9 protein-coding genes are annotated in these 14,223 nt (G+C 35.6%); 5 read left to right on the forward strand and 4 right to left on the reverse strand.

Annotation, left to right across the window (positions count from 1 at the left end; translation table 11 throughout):
- Positions 1 to 128 precede the first annotated feature (128 nt).
- Entirely contained in the window at positions 129 to 1,022 is an 894-nt protein-coding gene (locus BFM98_RS06690) for a C40 family peptidase (RefSeq protein ID WP_066036909.1), read from the reverse strand.
- Between the two features lie 250 nt (positions 1,023 to 1,272).
- Here BFM98_RS06690 and brnQ point away from each other — a divergent pair, with 250 nt between their 5' ends.
- Together brnQ and BFM98_RS06700 are read left to right on the forward strand one after the other, a co-directional pair.
- On the forward strand, positions 1,273 to 2,592 hold the full coding sequence (brnQ, locus tag BFM98_RS06695) for a branched-chain amino acid transport system II carrier protein (RefSeq protein ID WP_066036910.1): 1,320 nt from the start codon (positions 1,273 to 1,275) through the stop codon (positions 2,590 to 2,592).
- Between the two features lie 181 nt (positions 2,593 to 2,773).
- Positions 2,774 to 4,141 (forward strand): S41 family peptidase, encoded by a 1,368-nt coding sequence (locus BFM98_RS06700; RefSeq protein ID WP_066036911.1) that lies wholly within the window; start codon positions 2,774 to 2,776, stop codon positions 4,139 to 4,141.
- A 38-nt stretch (positions 4,142 to 4,179) separates the two neighbouring features.
- On the opposite strand, the gene BFM98_RS06705 is transcribed toward BFM98_RS06700, so the two are convergent.
- Positions 4,180 to 4,779 carry a TetR/AcrR family transcriptional regulator gene (locus tag BFM98_RS06705; RefSeq protein WP_066036912.1) on the reverse strand — a complete coding sequence of 200 codons (600 nt, stop codon included), beginning with the start codon at positions 4,777 to 4,779 and terminating at the stop codon, positions 4,180 to 4,182.
- Between the two features lie 557 nt (positions 4,780 to 5,336).
- Between BFM98_RS06705 and BFM98_RS06715 the strand changes: the two genes are divergently transcribed.
- Complete coding sequence (locus BFM98_RS06715) at positions 5,337 to 6,311, forward strand: proline dehydrogenase family protein (RefSeq protein ID WP_066036913.1); 975 nt, start codon at positions 5,337 to 5,339, stop codon at positions 6,309 to 6,311.
- Between the two features lie 103 nt (positions 6,312 to 6,414).
- Here BFM98_RS06715 and BFM98_RS06720 read toward each other — a convergent pair whose 3' ends face one another.
- On the reverse strand, positions 6,415 to 7,752 hold the full coding sequence (locus BFM98_RS06720) for an AAA-type ATPase lid domain-containing protein (RefSeq protein WP_066036914.1): 1,338 nt from the start codon (positions 7,750 to 7,752) through the stop codon (positions 6,415 to 6,417).
- 179 nt (positions 7,753 to 7,931) lie between these two features.
- Here BFM98_RS06720 and pruA point away from each other — a divergent pair, with 179 nt between their 5' ends.
- Positions 7,932 to 9,476 (forward strand): L-glutamate gamma-semialdehyde dehydrogenase, encoded by a 1,545-nt coding sequence (pruA, locus tag BFM98_RS06725; RefSeq protein WP_066036915.1) that lies wholly within the window; start codon positions 7,932 to 7,934, stop codon positions 9,474 to 9,476.
- Between the two features lie 276 nt (positions 9,477 to 9,752).
- Complete coding sequence (locus tag BFM98_RS06730; RefSeq protein WP_066036916.1) at positions 9,753 to 11,723, forward strand: S-layer homology domain-containing protein; 1,971 nt, start codon at positions 9,753 to 9,755, stop codon at positions 11,721 to 11,723.
- 390 nt (positions 11,724 to 12,113) lie between these two features.
- Here the strand turns inward: BFM98_RS06730 and BFM98_RS06735 are convergent, their stop codons facing one another.
- Positions 12,114 to 14,036: an N-acetylmuramoyl-L-alanine amidase gene (locus tag BFM98_RS06735; RefSeq protein WP_083225287.1), complete on the reverse strand. Its 1,923-nt coding sequence runs from the start codon at positions 14,034 to 14,036 to the stop codon at positions 12,114 to 12,116.
- Positions 14,037 to 14,223 lie beyond the last annotated feature (187 nt).

A 14,223-nucleotide genomic window follows, 5' to 3' on the forward strand; every position in this document is an offset into this window, starting at 1 on the left:
ATACCGAACTCAGTTTACCCAAGCTGCCTAAACGAAATAACCGTGTCTAACTTATAGGGGTCACTTCATTTAGAAGAAAGGGGGGTTTAGTTAAAAGCGATTTTTGCCTAGGCAAAAATCGCTACTTTTTATTTCACACTATCAAAACGTTTATAGGCTACTAATTTAGAAGACCAGTAAGAGTACGTAACATCAGAAACTTCTACACCATCTGTCCCCGCATGAATGAATTTATTATCTCCGAGATAAATTCCCATATGAGAAATACCTTCTTTATACGTATTCTCAAAGAACACTAAATCGCCAGGTACTGGATTTTCTACATGGGTAGTATTACCGTAAAAATAGCCCTCACTGCTTGCTCTTCCTATTTTTAAACCACCTTGATTAAAGGCATAAAAAATAAAGCCACTGCAATCAAGCCCTACAGGTGTATTTCCACCGTATAGATAGGGTGTTCCAACCAATGTATTGGCAACTTCAACGGTTTTGTTATATATCGCTTGTCCATTAGCTGTAGGATCTTTCGCAGTTACTTTTGATGGAGTGCCCGTACCTGAAGTCACATTATTATGTATAGTATCACCACCGGGTATCACTGCAGCTGAAGAAAGCTTCAATACTTGTCCAACAAAAATTGTGTCTTTTTCAAGCTTATTCCAATCCATTATATCCTTAATTGTCACATTATATAGCTTTGCAATTTTTGATAATGTGTCACCCTTTGCTACTGTATGAGAACTAGTTGCTGGTTTTTCAGATGTTGATGGAGTGGCGGGCTTTACTCCCTCATTCGTTGAATGTTTTGGAATCTCAAGCTTTTGAGCTACAAAAATCGTATCTTTCGATAGATTATTCCACTTCATAATATCCCCAATCGTGACTTGATGATTTTGGGCGATTTTCGTTAAAGTATCTCCTTTTTGTACAGTATATGTTGCTGCTTCCGCTGTTTGTAATGCTAAAAATGAAGTTGCTAAAGTACTTAGAACAAGAATTCTCCATTTTTTTGTCTTTTGCATACCAAAGTGCCTCCGTTCGTGCTAGAATATTCCCTTGTGTGTCTATCATACTAGATAACTATTGCATGAAAAATCGGAAAAACTGACTATTTTTCAAACATTATAGGAAACTTATAGAATACGACGAAATCCGACTATATTGAAATACTATTTTCATTGCAAGATTAGTGTTCCTATGATAACATACACTTCTGTATTTAAAATTTTTAGAAAGTTTTAGCTTTTCAATCTTAAAGGAGTTATTATACTTATGAAAAACATCTTGCATTTCATCAAAGGAAATTTAGCAGTAGGATTACTACTATTTGCCTTGTTCTTGGGTGCTGGTAATATTATTTTCCCACCATTATTAGGCCAACAAGCAGGTGAAAACATCACTGTAGCCATGATTGGTTTCCTTATAACAGGTGTTGGTCTTCCACTATTAGCGATTGTTGCTGTTGCCAAAGCAGGAGGCGATTTACAACTGCTAGCTAACCGTGTTAGTCCTGCTTTTGGAGTGATTTTCACCTCCATTGTCTACTTAGCAATTGGACCGTTCTTTGCTGTACCACGTACTGGATCTGTGTCCTATGAAATAGGCATTGCGCCATTTCTCTCTGAAGCGATGAGGGATCATTGGGCGCCACTTTTTATCACATCTATCTTGTTTTTCACGTTAATTCTATATTTATCTATTAACCCTTCGAAGCTCGTTGATCGAGTAGGTAAAATTTTAACACCTGCCCTGCTTTTTGTTATTTTATTGCTTGCTGTTAAAAGTTTTATCTCTCCTATGGGAGAACCAGGAGAAGCCGTAGGTAACTATAAAGTGTCACCTTTAGCTGAAGGCTTTGTACAAGGTTACTTAACGATGGACGTTCTAAGTGCTCTTGTTTTTGGTATCGTCATTTTACAGGCCTTGCGTGATATGGGTATGAAAGATACGAGAAAACAAGTAAAAACAACGATTTTTGCGGGGGTCGTTGCTGCAATAGGTTTATCCTTTGTCTATATCTCTCTAGGGCATATTGGTAATACAAGTATCAATGCAATCGGTATTTCTGATAATGGCGGAAATATTATTGCAAAATCAGCTGAGGTGCTCTTTGGAAGCCTTGGAAGTATTATTTTGTCTGCGACTATTTTACTAGCTTGTATATCCACAGCTGTTGGTTTATTAACTGCTAATGCACAATTTTTCCATAAGCTATTCCCTCAAATTTCATATAAAACTTTTTTAGTTGTCTTTACTATTTTTAGTACAGCTATTACAAATGTGGGACTTTCAACAATAATTAGTGCATCACTACCTGTACTTTTAATCATTTATCCTTTAGCTATGGTATTGATGGTCTTGTCACTAGCAGATCACTTCTTTAAAGGTGGACAAATTGTTTATATTTTAGCGCTCGTTCCAACTTTCCTTGTCAGTCTATATGATGGCTTAAAACAAATGAAAGTTGAAATTACACCTTATGAAACTATCCTGAAAGCATTGCCAATGTATGAGCAAAATTTAGGATGGCTTTTACCAGCAATTGTTGGCGCATCAATTGGTTTTATTATTCATAAAGTGATAAAAAAATGATTTACAAGAATCTACTTGCCCATAGCGACAAGTAGATTCTTTTTCTATCCCATATAAGTCCACCACTATAGCGATGGCTTCATGTATAATAAAAATCAGATACTCAATTGCATAATGTAACCATCCATTTAATACCTAATAATGATACATTCTATTTTGAGTTCTAGAAAAGAGGTGTCCAATGAAAAAGTTAATATGGTCATTCGTATTTGTTCTAGGCTTCTTCCTTCTCCCTTTTACAACTACTCACGCTGCTGAAAATGATCAACAGCTTATTAAGGAAATTAAGGAGATTGTGAAAGATACTTACGTTGGAACAATTAATGGAAATTTAGAGAAGGCTACATCCATCTCAGAAATCATGAGTATGCTTGATCCTTACTCAACCTACTTCACTAAGCAAGAATTTGAAAATTATATGAATAGCATCAACCTATCTACTATAGGTATAGGTGTGGTGATTGAAGAACACGAAGATGGAATTCATATTTTACAAGTAATCGAAGGCAGTGGTGCTTTTGAGGCTGGTGTTCAGGCTGGAGATATCATCATTGGGGTTAATGGTGAATCCATTATCGGGCGTTCTACTCAAGAGGCCTCTTCCCTTTTAATCGGTAATGAAGGGACTAAGGTGGAAGTTACATTAAAGAATAGTGACAGTTCAAAAACTACCAAAACTATTACACGTAAAAAATTCACATTACCAAATGTACAAGCTGACATTCTATTTGGAAATGTGGGCTATATTTCGTTGGCTTCCTTTTCAGAGGATGGTGCACAGCTTGTTAAAAATGCGCTGATAGACTTAAAAAAACGTGGTGCAACATCGTTCATCTTAGATTTACAAAATAATGGTGGAGGTTATGTGACAACAGCTGAAGAACTAACAGGATTATTCCAATCTGCTAAAGTAGCGTATTTATTAGAAGAAGCACATAACTCTTATACCATCCCAGCAGTTCAACAAGATACAAAGTTTCCTAAAGATACCCGTATTCTTGTAAACCGCTATAGTGCCAGTGCTTCTGAAATGCTTTCCGCATCATTGAAAGACCAGAAAGCTGCTATTTTATACGGAGAAACAACCTATGGGAAAGGCGCTATGCAAGGCTTTTACACATTACAGGATGGTAGCTATTTAAAGCTTACAGTTGGTAAATTTACAGGTCCTGCAGGTCATACTATTCATGAAGTAGGCGTTAAGCCAAATGTTCAAACCACAACAGCACCTATTTTCCAGGCACATTATGATGCATTGAAGGAGAAATATCCTAAATATAAACAACTTTCCACGGTAAAAAATATTGCTGATACACAAAAATTTACAGTAAAAATTCCTGCTGGGCTTACTTCTCAAATTGCTAAAAGCAACATTCAACTGGCTGCTTTAGGAGCTAAGGAAGTACCCGTAGCAGTTAAAATTGAAGGTCGTACATTAACTGTTACACCTAAGAGTGCTTTATCACCAAATCAGGAATATATGCTACTTATTCACCCGAAGAGCAAAGATCAAAAAGGCTACTATCAGCATATAAAAATAAGCAATTAAAAAAACTGTCATCGATAATAAGTATCGATGACAGTTTTTTATATCACTTTTTTGGTTTTCCAAAAATATAATTGTACAATATCATTTGCAAGTTCTGCAGGTAACCTTTTTTCTTCTAACAAATTCGTAATGATGAGTCTTTCTATTGAGCCTACTAAACTATCTATCATGATTTTTATATCCACACTATACAATTGTAGATCTTTGTCACAATCATGCAGATAAATAAGGTGGATCAATTGCTGTGTCATTTGGTTTTTCACCAAATGTGCTTGCTTGGATTCAATAAAACCTATTTTTGTTAATTCAGGATTTTCAATTATGTATACGAACAAGTTCAATAACTTTTGCTCTAAGAGCATGATAAAACCCTGTAATCCATATTCAATAATGTCAGTTGACTTATTATTCATTACTGCCAAGAATCCGCTTTGAAATTGCGCATTCAAATCGTTATAAAGGGCATCCTTGCTTTTAAAATAGAGATAAAAAGTAGGCTGAGTTACATTGGCAGCCTTTACAATGTCACTAATTTTTGTGTGATGATAACCTTTATCAGAAAATAGCTCTATCGCTTTTTCAAGTAATAGTTGTTTACTTTGTTCGCCATTTGAATTAAATTTTCTGCCTCTTGCCATACTTTCCACCTTATCTTAGTTTAGAGTAGTCATATTTCCTTTTGTATTGCTTATATAGACACACTATTCTAAATCAAAAGTAACTATAAATTCACAAAACGTACATAATTTAATCTTGATTATATACCATTTTATTATAATACACCCTGTTTTTTTTTACTATAAACTACTATTAATATGATATTTAAATTGAAAAATGAAAAAGCGGATATCTAAGAATCACTTCTAAGAATACCCACTAATAAATTATATTAAAATATAAATAATTCTGAAATACCATCATGCCATTTCACTCTCGAAAAGTCCAATATTATACATATTCGCAAATTTAGACATATACTAATTAACATAAAGCAAATCTTTTATTTTGAAAAGTCCTTTTTTTTTGAAAAAATTTTTTAATTTAAATTTTTATCATGAAAAAGTCAATGACTGCAATAGTTTTATCTCACTAACTGGCTTTGAAAAAATTTTTTCTGAAAATCAAACCATTTTACTTTTCAAAAAAAGTGTTATAATCGCCAAGAATTTAAAATTTTCATTTTTGGAGGCATATGATGGTATTACGTGACTTTTTCATTTACTTATCAGAGAACAAATTATTAAACAGCGCTGCACAAAAATATGGTTTAAAAATGGGTGCTCAAAGTGTTGTTGCTGGCACAAGTTTACCAGAAGTTGTGCAATCGATTAAAGAATTAAACAAGGCCAATATTTCTTGTACAGTCGATAATCTAGGCGAGTTCGTCTACGAAAAATCAGAGGCAACTGTTGCCAAAAATAACATTTTAGCTGTTGTACAAGCTATTCATGATGAACAGCTTGATGCACACATCTCTCTTAAACCTTCACAATTAGGTTTAGATATTGATTACGCATTTTGCTATGAAAACTTAAAAGAAATCGTAGCTCTTGCACATCAATATAATATTTTTGTGAATTTCGATATGGAAAACTACGAGCGTTTACATAGCTCTTTTGAATTATTAGAGGAATTACACAAAGAGTATGATAACGTAGGGACGGTTATTCAAGCTTACTTCTTCGAATCAGAAGAAAATATTGAGAAATATAAAAACTTCCGCTTACGTATTGTAAAGGGTGCTTATAAAGAACCTGAAAATGTGGCTTATCAATCTAAAGCTGATATTGACCATAATTACTTAAAACTAATTGAATATCATTTGCTACATGGTAAATTTACTTCGATTGCGACACACGACCATAATGTGATCAACCATGTAAAACAATTTGTGAAACAACACAATATTCCAAATGAAAAATTCGAATTCCAAATGTTATATGGTTTCCGTAAAGAAATGCAGCTAGACCTTGCTCGTGAAGGGTATCATTTCTGCACATATCTACCATTCGGTAATGATTGGTACGGTTACTTTATGCGTCGTTTAGCTGAGCGTCCACAAAATGTAGCACTTGTGACAAAACAAGTGTTTAACAAAAAAACGAACATGGCAATTGGTTTAGGAGCAGCAGCATTTGCGCTTGGTCGCCTTTCGAAAAAAGGAAAATAATTATACAAGCTTGAAGCTATCCATCAGTTTCGTGTTTTTATCCTTCAGTTCGATCATTCTATCTTTCACTTTCGAGAACCTATCCAAAAAAGCGAAAACATGGTTAATCAATGTTTTCGCTTTTTTTATTGAGCTTATAGTTTTTAACTCGATACTGTAAACTTTGTCGACGAATCCCCAAGGCAGCGGCTGTTTTGGAGATATTTCCTTGATGAAAATCCAATGCCTTTGAAATATAGTACTCCTCTACCTCTTTCATATAGACATCTAATGGTCGAATATCCTGTTGATTTTTAATGACAAACAAGTCGCTCGTAGAAACCTCTTTTTCCGTCTCCTCACAAGAGCTTTGGATTTTCCATTTGAAATGCACTGGCAGCATATGTGATTCAACTATCGTTTCATTGGTGATCAATGAGGTTATTTCATCCAGCAGGACTTCTAATTCCTTTAAATTTCCTGGCCAATCATATTTTAAAAAGATATCTTGGACTTCTTCTGAAAGCCCATGAATAGACGAGCCAAAGCTATCACGATGTCTTTTGAAATAATCATCGATAAAAGGCATAATATCTTCTTTTCTTTCTCGTAAAGGAGGTACATAAATCGTAATACCTGAAAAAAGTCTATAAAGCTTTTTGGATAGCTCGTGCTTTTGAATCAAATCAATGGGATCTTTGCCAACACTAGCAATTAAAACATGCTGATGATTAGGATGATTATTAAAAAGTTCAACAATCTTTTCTTGTGCTTCTAGAGATAAATATTCAATGCGCTCAGCAAAGAAGGTTATTTTCTCCTTTTCCACAATATATTTTTCAAATTGCTTTAATACCGTTTTCTCATCTCGACGGCAAATTAAAGCAATAAACATATCATTTTGTACCTTTAGATCATGATGTATTCCCTCTGCAACCATATCAATCCCAGTACCTGATTCCCCTATTAACACAACAGGCATTCTACTTAGTGCCACAATTTTTGCTTTTTCAATGACATCCTTCATGACTGGTGATACAGCCGTGATGATGTCAAATGTCAATGGAGCGCCATACCTTCTCAATGGCTGATACATCATGTATTCAAGCTGTGTAATATCTCGGGCAAATTCCACAGCGCCTATTAAAGAGCCTTCATAGTGCAACGGATAAATATTGCTTATGTAGGTCACTTCTTGATTTTTTTTATTCCAATACGTTTTTTTTATATTGTGTACTGGCATTTCAGAGCTGAGGACCTTATAAATATCGCTTTTTTCGATTTCAAAATCAATAATCTCTAAGGCTCGCCTCTCCTCAAATTCATCCTCATTAACGCCTTCTAATTCTCTCATTTTTTTATTGTATATAAGCAATTTGCCCTCTGTGTCTACCACGCAAATTCCCATATCGCCTTTTTCAATGACGTATTTATAAATACTTAGTAGTACATTGTTATCCATTTTGTCCTCCTGTATTCCGTTAAGCTTATTCTAACACCAATATGAAAAGCAGATGCAAAAATTAAAAAAGTTTTAAAATTTGAGTTGATTAATGCCAAATTATATTGCATTATATAATTAACACAATCTTAATAGGTGCATAATCATTTGGCACTACTTATACCTGGGAGGAAACTGACATGATTCCATACAAACACGAACCATTCACAGATTTTTCACAAGAGGCAAACTACAATGCTTATGTAGAGGCTTTAAATAAAGTTGAAGGTTACTTAGGTCAAGACTACCCACTAATTATTGGTGGCGAACGCATTACAACAGAAGACAAAATCGTTTCGTACAATCCTGCAAAGAAAACAGAAGTCATTGGTCGCGTTTCGAAAGCAAGCAAAGATTTAGCTGAAAAAGCCATGCAAGCGGCAGATGAAACATTCAAAACGTGGAAAAAAGTTGATCCAGCTATTCGTGCAGACGTTCTTTTCAAAGCGGCAGCAATCGTTCGTCGTCGTAAACATGAATTCTCTGCTTTATTAACAAAAGAAGCTGGGAAACCATGGGCAGAGGCTGATGCAGATACTGCAGAAGCAATCGATTTCATGGAATACTATGGTCGCCAAATGCTACGCATTAAAAACGGTCAGCCAGTCGAAAGCCGTCCAGGTGAATACAATCGTTATGACTACATCCCATTAGGAATCGGTATTGTTATTTCTCCTTGGAACTTCCCATTTGCAATCATGGCTGGTACAACAGTAGCTGCTTTAGTAACAGGGAACACAGTGTTATTAAAACCAGCTTCTACAACGCCAGTTGTAGCGTATAAATTTATCGAAGTATTAGAAGAAGCTGGTCTTCCAGCAGGTGCGGTTAACTTCGTACCAGGTTCTGGTGCTGAAGTAGGTGACTACTTAGTTGATCATCCAAAAACACGCTTCATCAGCTTTACAGGATCACGTGATGTCGGCTTACGTATCAACCAACGTGCATCTGTGTTAAATGAAGGCCAAATTTGGATTAAACGTGTGATCGCTGAAATGGGCGGTAAAGATACAATCGTAGTCGATAAAGAAGCAGATTTAGAGCTAGCTGCACAATCGATCGTGAAATCAGCATTTGGTTTCTCAGGTCAAAAATGTTCAGCATGTTCTCGTGCTGTCATCGTAGAAGATGTATATGAGCAAGTGGTAAATCGCGTAGAAGAGTTAACAAACGCTTTAACAGTGGGTGACCCAACTGATTACAGCAACTTCATGGCAACAGTAATTGACCAAGCAGCATTCAACAAAATTACTGAGTACATTGAAATCGGTAAAGGCGAAGGTCGTTTAGTAGCTGGTGGTACAGCAGACGATTCAGTCGGTTACTTCGTACAACCAACTGTGTTCGCGGACGTAGATCCTTCTGCACGTATTATGAAAGAAGAAATCTTCGGACCAGTGGTAGCGATTGCAAAAGCAAAAGATTTCGACCATGCGATTGAAATTGCAAACGATACAGAATATGGTTTAACAGGCGCTGTTATCACAACCAACCGCATGAACCTAGAAAAAGCGCGTGAAGAATTCCATGTAGGAAACCTTTACTTCAACCGTGGCTGTACAGGTGCAATCGTTGGTTACCAACCATTTGGTGGCTTCAACATGTCAGGTACAGATTCAAAAGCAGGTGGCCCAGACTACCTACAACTGCATATGCAAGCAAAAACAACTTCAGAAATGCTTTAATATTTACTTCAATAAAATGTCGTACATTGCTTCTTAGAAAGCAATGTACGACATTATTTTTTTGGGGGTAACACAAATGACATATATAATAGAAGAAACTCATGTGAATTTCGGTTCACTTTCCTTCCCCTATTTAAAACTAACTCTCACATCAAATTACAAAAGCATACTTATTGCCTATAAATAGCTGGTATATTTTATGGTATTTCTAACATTTGACCCTTATCTTGATTGTGTAACTTTGTTAAAATGATATCAGTTTAGGAGGGTAAAACTATGAAAAAACTATCAATTTTTATGTTGCTCATGATGCTTGTTAGTCTAGTCATTTGGCAGCCCCAATCTGTCTATGCAGACGAGCTATCAGGACATATGCATGAAAGTGGTCTACGCTATTTAATTCAGAAAGATGCATTACTGAAGGATGCAAATGGAAGCTATCGTCCGAATGCTACGGTTACACGTGGTGAATTCGCCACATACATAGCAAAAGCTTTAAATTTGGACACAAAGAACGAGATAACGTTTACAGATGTGTCCGACACATATTTATTTGCAAATGAAATTAAGCTTGCCGCTACTGCTGGAATTATTACTGGTTATACGGATGGCTCATTTAAGCCAGATGACCGTATTTCAAGAGAGCATATGGCAGTGATGCTAATCAGAGCAGTTGATTATTTAAAAATACCAAAAGGTACTTCTTCTATTACCTTCAAAGACAATGCAACTATTTTTAAAGATTTCCGTCAGGATGTTGCAATCGGTGCACAATTAGGACTTATTAAAGGAAGCTCCAATGGCATGTTTTTACCAAGAGACAATGCCACAATTGGTGAGGCATCGACATTTATTCTACGATTAATTCTTCTTGCTGATCAGGTTGACGCTGGTAAAAATGAAAACAATGGTAACTCCGAAAATAACGGTAATACTAATAATAATGGGAACAACAATAATACTGGTAATAACGGTAATACTACCGCATATATCGTCAAAGAAGTTTCCAATGGTAACTTGGTAGACAAACAAACCTTTACTAGCTTTGAAGCAGCTGAAAAGGCGATGACGACTAGTTCCTTAGTGATTACTCAAAATGATAAAATTATTAAAATGACTTCCGGTTATGTTGTAACGAATAATTATGTTGCTCTAAATTCTGAAACGATTAAGGATCAAATCGCAGTTGCGGGTAATACAGAAATGGAGTATCTAGGTAGTGATGCCACACAAGTAAAAGTACGCTTAGCTGGTCATACTGGCTATTTAAAGCAGGCTGACGTTACCTTAATTCCTTCTGCTTTAGTGAAAGGCCGTTCTTATTACACAAATGAGTACGGTGAAATAAAACATACTTTATATGATTATAAAACTAATAAATATTCTGCTAGTTACGTGTATGGCAAGGCACCTAGCTTTATGAAGCAGGGTGAGAAATACTTTAGCTGGGATGGCATCAACTTTACCAATGCTGATGGTTCTTCAAAGGGAGAAGCCTATAACTACTATCAGTTCTTACCAGCTCGTGCAGCAACTCAATATACAGCAGATGAGCTAGATCAATATATTGTGGGAAAATTAGCAGAAGTTGAAAGCTCAGGTGCTTCGATTTATAAAAATGCCACAACTAAAAGTAAACTACTTGGTTTAGGCTCTGTATTAAAAGAAGTGGAAGCCAATTCTCATATCAATGCTATGCTTATTTTATCCTTAGCACAGCATGAGAGTGCCTATGGTATGAGTGATCACGCTCAAAATCTAAACAATCTATTTGGCTTATATGTCTATGATACAAATCCACTAAACAAGAAGTTTGATAGTGTGGAAGCCAATATTAATGAGCTAGTTGAAAAATTCCTTCAGCCAAATTATATTACGCCAGGTGGACGTTATACAAATGGCGCAGTTGTTGGTTCTAAGGCTATCGGCTTCAACGTAAAATACGCTTCAGATCCATTCTGGGGGGCAAAAATTGCAGGACATTACTATCGTGCAGAAAAAGCTTTAGGCTTTAAAGATGCAAATAATCCTTATAAAATCGCTCTCACAACAACTGCTGGACTAAATGTTCGTGCAGATGCATCAACAAGTCAAAGTCCACTTTTCACATTTAGTAAAAGTAATATGCCTGTCATCGTTACAGATACAAGCTCAAATGGTTGGTATCAAATTGTTTCAGATAAACTAAACACTGAACCTGGATATATAAGTAAGGATTATATTAAATTCATCAATACCGTGAAATAACGTAAATGGCTGTCTCTTAATAAATGAGACAGCCATTTACTGTTGTTGAAAAAAGATAAAATCACTAGCAAAAAAGGCCTTTTCATAAGGCAGGAGGTGGATTTCCGTTCCGCCAGCGATCTTTCCAGGGGACGTCCGATGAGCAGCTTCACTTACTTACGTTCGCTCCAGGGTCTCCTCTGTGACGCTAGCTCCACTCAATCACCCATGTGCAAAAGTGTCTTTTCCTTATAGCTAGCCGTAGCAATCAAACTAGCCCATTATTTGTATGATTAGAAAAATTTTATGGCCATTTTATCAATTAGTTTGTATTTTTCTTATATGGGTATATAGAGAATAAGAAAAACGATCCCAAAGGCTAGTACATCTTTGGAATCGTCTCTTAATCAATTATTGTTTTTTATAATATTGCAAAATACCATTATAAATAGATTCTGCAAATAATTTAACGTATTGATCATTTGTCATTTTACTGTTATCCTCTGCATTCGTTAAGAAACCAAGTTCTACTAGAATAGAAGGGATCACCATATTACGAATTACGTAGTATTGCTCTTGCTTGACACCACGGTTTTTCATATTTAAATTGTTGACAATTTGATTATTAACATAAGTTGCTAAATCAATGTCTTCCTGATACATATCTCCTGTAGATATTGCATAATATGTTTCAGTACCAGACGCTGACGTATTAGCAGCAGAGTTGACATGAACACTTACAAAAATTTCACCATAGTTTGCTTGAGTAAAGTCTACGCGATCTTGTAAGGATGGATACGTATCACCAGTACGTGTCATATAAACTTTTGCACCAGCATTCTCTAGTAATTGTTTCACTTGTGTGCTGACTTTTAATGTAATGTTCTTTTCAGAAGCAGAGCCCTTTACTGTACCTGGATCTTTACCACCATGACCTGGGTCTAGGATGATAATACGATTTTGTAAAGGTTTAGCTGTTTGATTTAATAGTTTCAAATAAGACTTGTGAACATAGCCTGATTGGCCATTATAGGTGATTTCTGCCCAGTAACCATTGATGTTATTAACTTGGACATACTCTCCTTTATTCAGCTTAAATAACACGGCTGATGTAGAGTTACTTTGACTGCGAACATTTAAATTAGCTACCGTTACTCTTCCTAGCACATCACCAGAAGCTGGTGGTGTTGGATCTGGATTTGGATTAGGATTTGGCTTTTCTTCCTCCACAATATCCGTAGTGCTATTCGCTACAATATAACCTGGTAAACCATTTACTTGTGTTAAGTAGTAGCCACCAATTGTTTTGTAAACGGGAAGCTTTTCATTCGCTTTAATCGATGAAATGACTTTTGCTGAAGATGTAGGCTTCACATATAAATTGACAGCATTTTTTGTCGTTACTTCTTTTTCGACTGTTCCTAACGCATTACCATCTGCATCTACAAATTCTGCATATTGCTTATAGATGTAGGCATATGCGCCTTTATAAGTAACCTTTAGCCAATTACTTTCAACAGCGTAGACTGATAATTTACCGCCTGTATTGACTTTGCCTACAATGTTCGTGCTTGAAGTAGAATCTTTTGTCTTACGGATGTTTAACCCATCTGTAGTGACCTTCACTAAGCCAATGACTTGTGATGTATCTGGAACTTGTACACCTTTTACAGGAAGCTCTAATCGATATTTTTCACTATTTGCACGTGCAACGAATAATGAGAATTGAGAACGTGTTACAGTGCTATTTGGTAAATACGTATTACCTGTTCCGTTGGTAATGCCATTATAATAGATTGTATTGATGTATTTCACATATTCATGTGTGATTCCTACATCAGTAAAAGGTGAGTCGATCCCCTCATACTCACTAGTATCTAAATTAAAAGCCTTTGTTAATACATAACTCATTTCTCCACGAGTTAGAGGCTTATTTGGTAAGAATTGACCTTTTATATTTTTGTCGAAAAATCCTAGCTGTACAGCACGTTCTATATAACCTGACATTTCAGTGCCGACTGTAACATCTGAAAAGCTAGATTTATTTACAACTAATGGTTTATTACCAGAGGCAACAACAACCATTTTAGCTGCTTGTCCTCTTGTAACACTATTATTTGGGCCAAAGACTCTCTTACCATTCACAAAGTAACCTTGAATTACCCCCAAATTTACTAAATAATTGATTTCTTCATAGGCTGGGTGATTTTTAGTAACATCTTCAAATGTTATATTTGAATTGTTAGCTGCACTGACACTTGCACTATGTATCGTAAACATAGAAGCCGAAATGAATAAGACGCACAAGATAAGACTAATTTTTTTGATGTTCAATGTCTTATTTCCTCCCTTCTTGTTCTCTTAACGTGTCCATTTTAACAAAATTAGCTAAATAAAGCATCATACAATAGAACTGTTAAAATTTAATTTTCCAATTCACATCCTTTCCTACAAAATTATCATAAAAATAGAAGAGTCTGCTATTGCAAACCCTTCTTCCATTATACGCTATTCAAAAGAT

This window comes from Lysinibacillus sp. AR18-8 (genome assembly GCF_001705465.1).
In the GTDB taxonomy this organism is placed as follows: Bacteria; Bacillota; Bacilli; order Bacillales_A; family Planococcaceae; genus Lysinibacillus; species Lysinibacillus capsici.

Excerpts from the sequence above, each read along its gene's own strand:
- BFM98_RS06705 (WP_066036912.1), bottom strand. The coding sequence starts at position 4,779 with ATGGCAAGAGGCAGAAAATTTAATTCAAATGGCGAACAAAGTAAACAA.
- brnQ (WP_066036910.1), top strand. The coding sequence starts at position 1,273 with ATGAAAAACATCTTGCATTTCATCAAAGGAAATTTAGCAGTAGGATTA.
- pruA (WP_066036915.1), top strand. The coding sequence starts at position 7,932 with ATGATTCCATACAAACACGAACCATTCACAGATTTTTCACAAGAGGCA.
- BFM98_RS06700 (WP_066036911.1), top strand. The coding sequence starts at position 2,774 with ATGAAAAAGTTAATATGGTCATTCGTATTTGTTCTAGGCTTCTTCCTT.
- BFM98_RS06730 (WP_066036916.1), top strand. The coding sequence starts at position 9,753 with ATGAAAAAACTATCAATTTTTATGTTGCTCATGATGCTTGTTAGTCTA.
- BFM98_RS06720 (WP_066036914.1), bottom strand. The coding sequence starts at position 7,752 with ATGGATAACAATGTACTACTAAGTATTTATAAATACGTCATTGAAAAA.
- BFM98_RS06715 (WP_066036913.1), top strand. The coding sequence starts at position 5,337 with ATGGTATTACGTGACTTTTTCATTTACTTATCAGAGAACAAATTATTA.
- BFM98_RS06690 (WP_066036909.1), bottom strand. The coding sequence starts at position 1,022 with ATGCAAAAGACAAAAAAATGGAGAATTCTTGTTCTAAGTACTTTAGCA.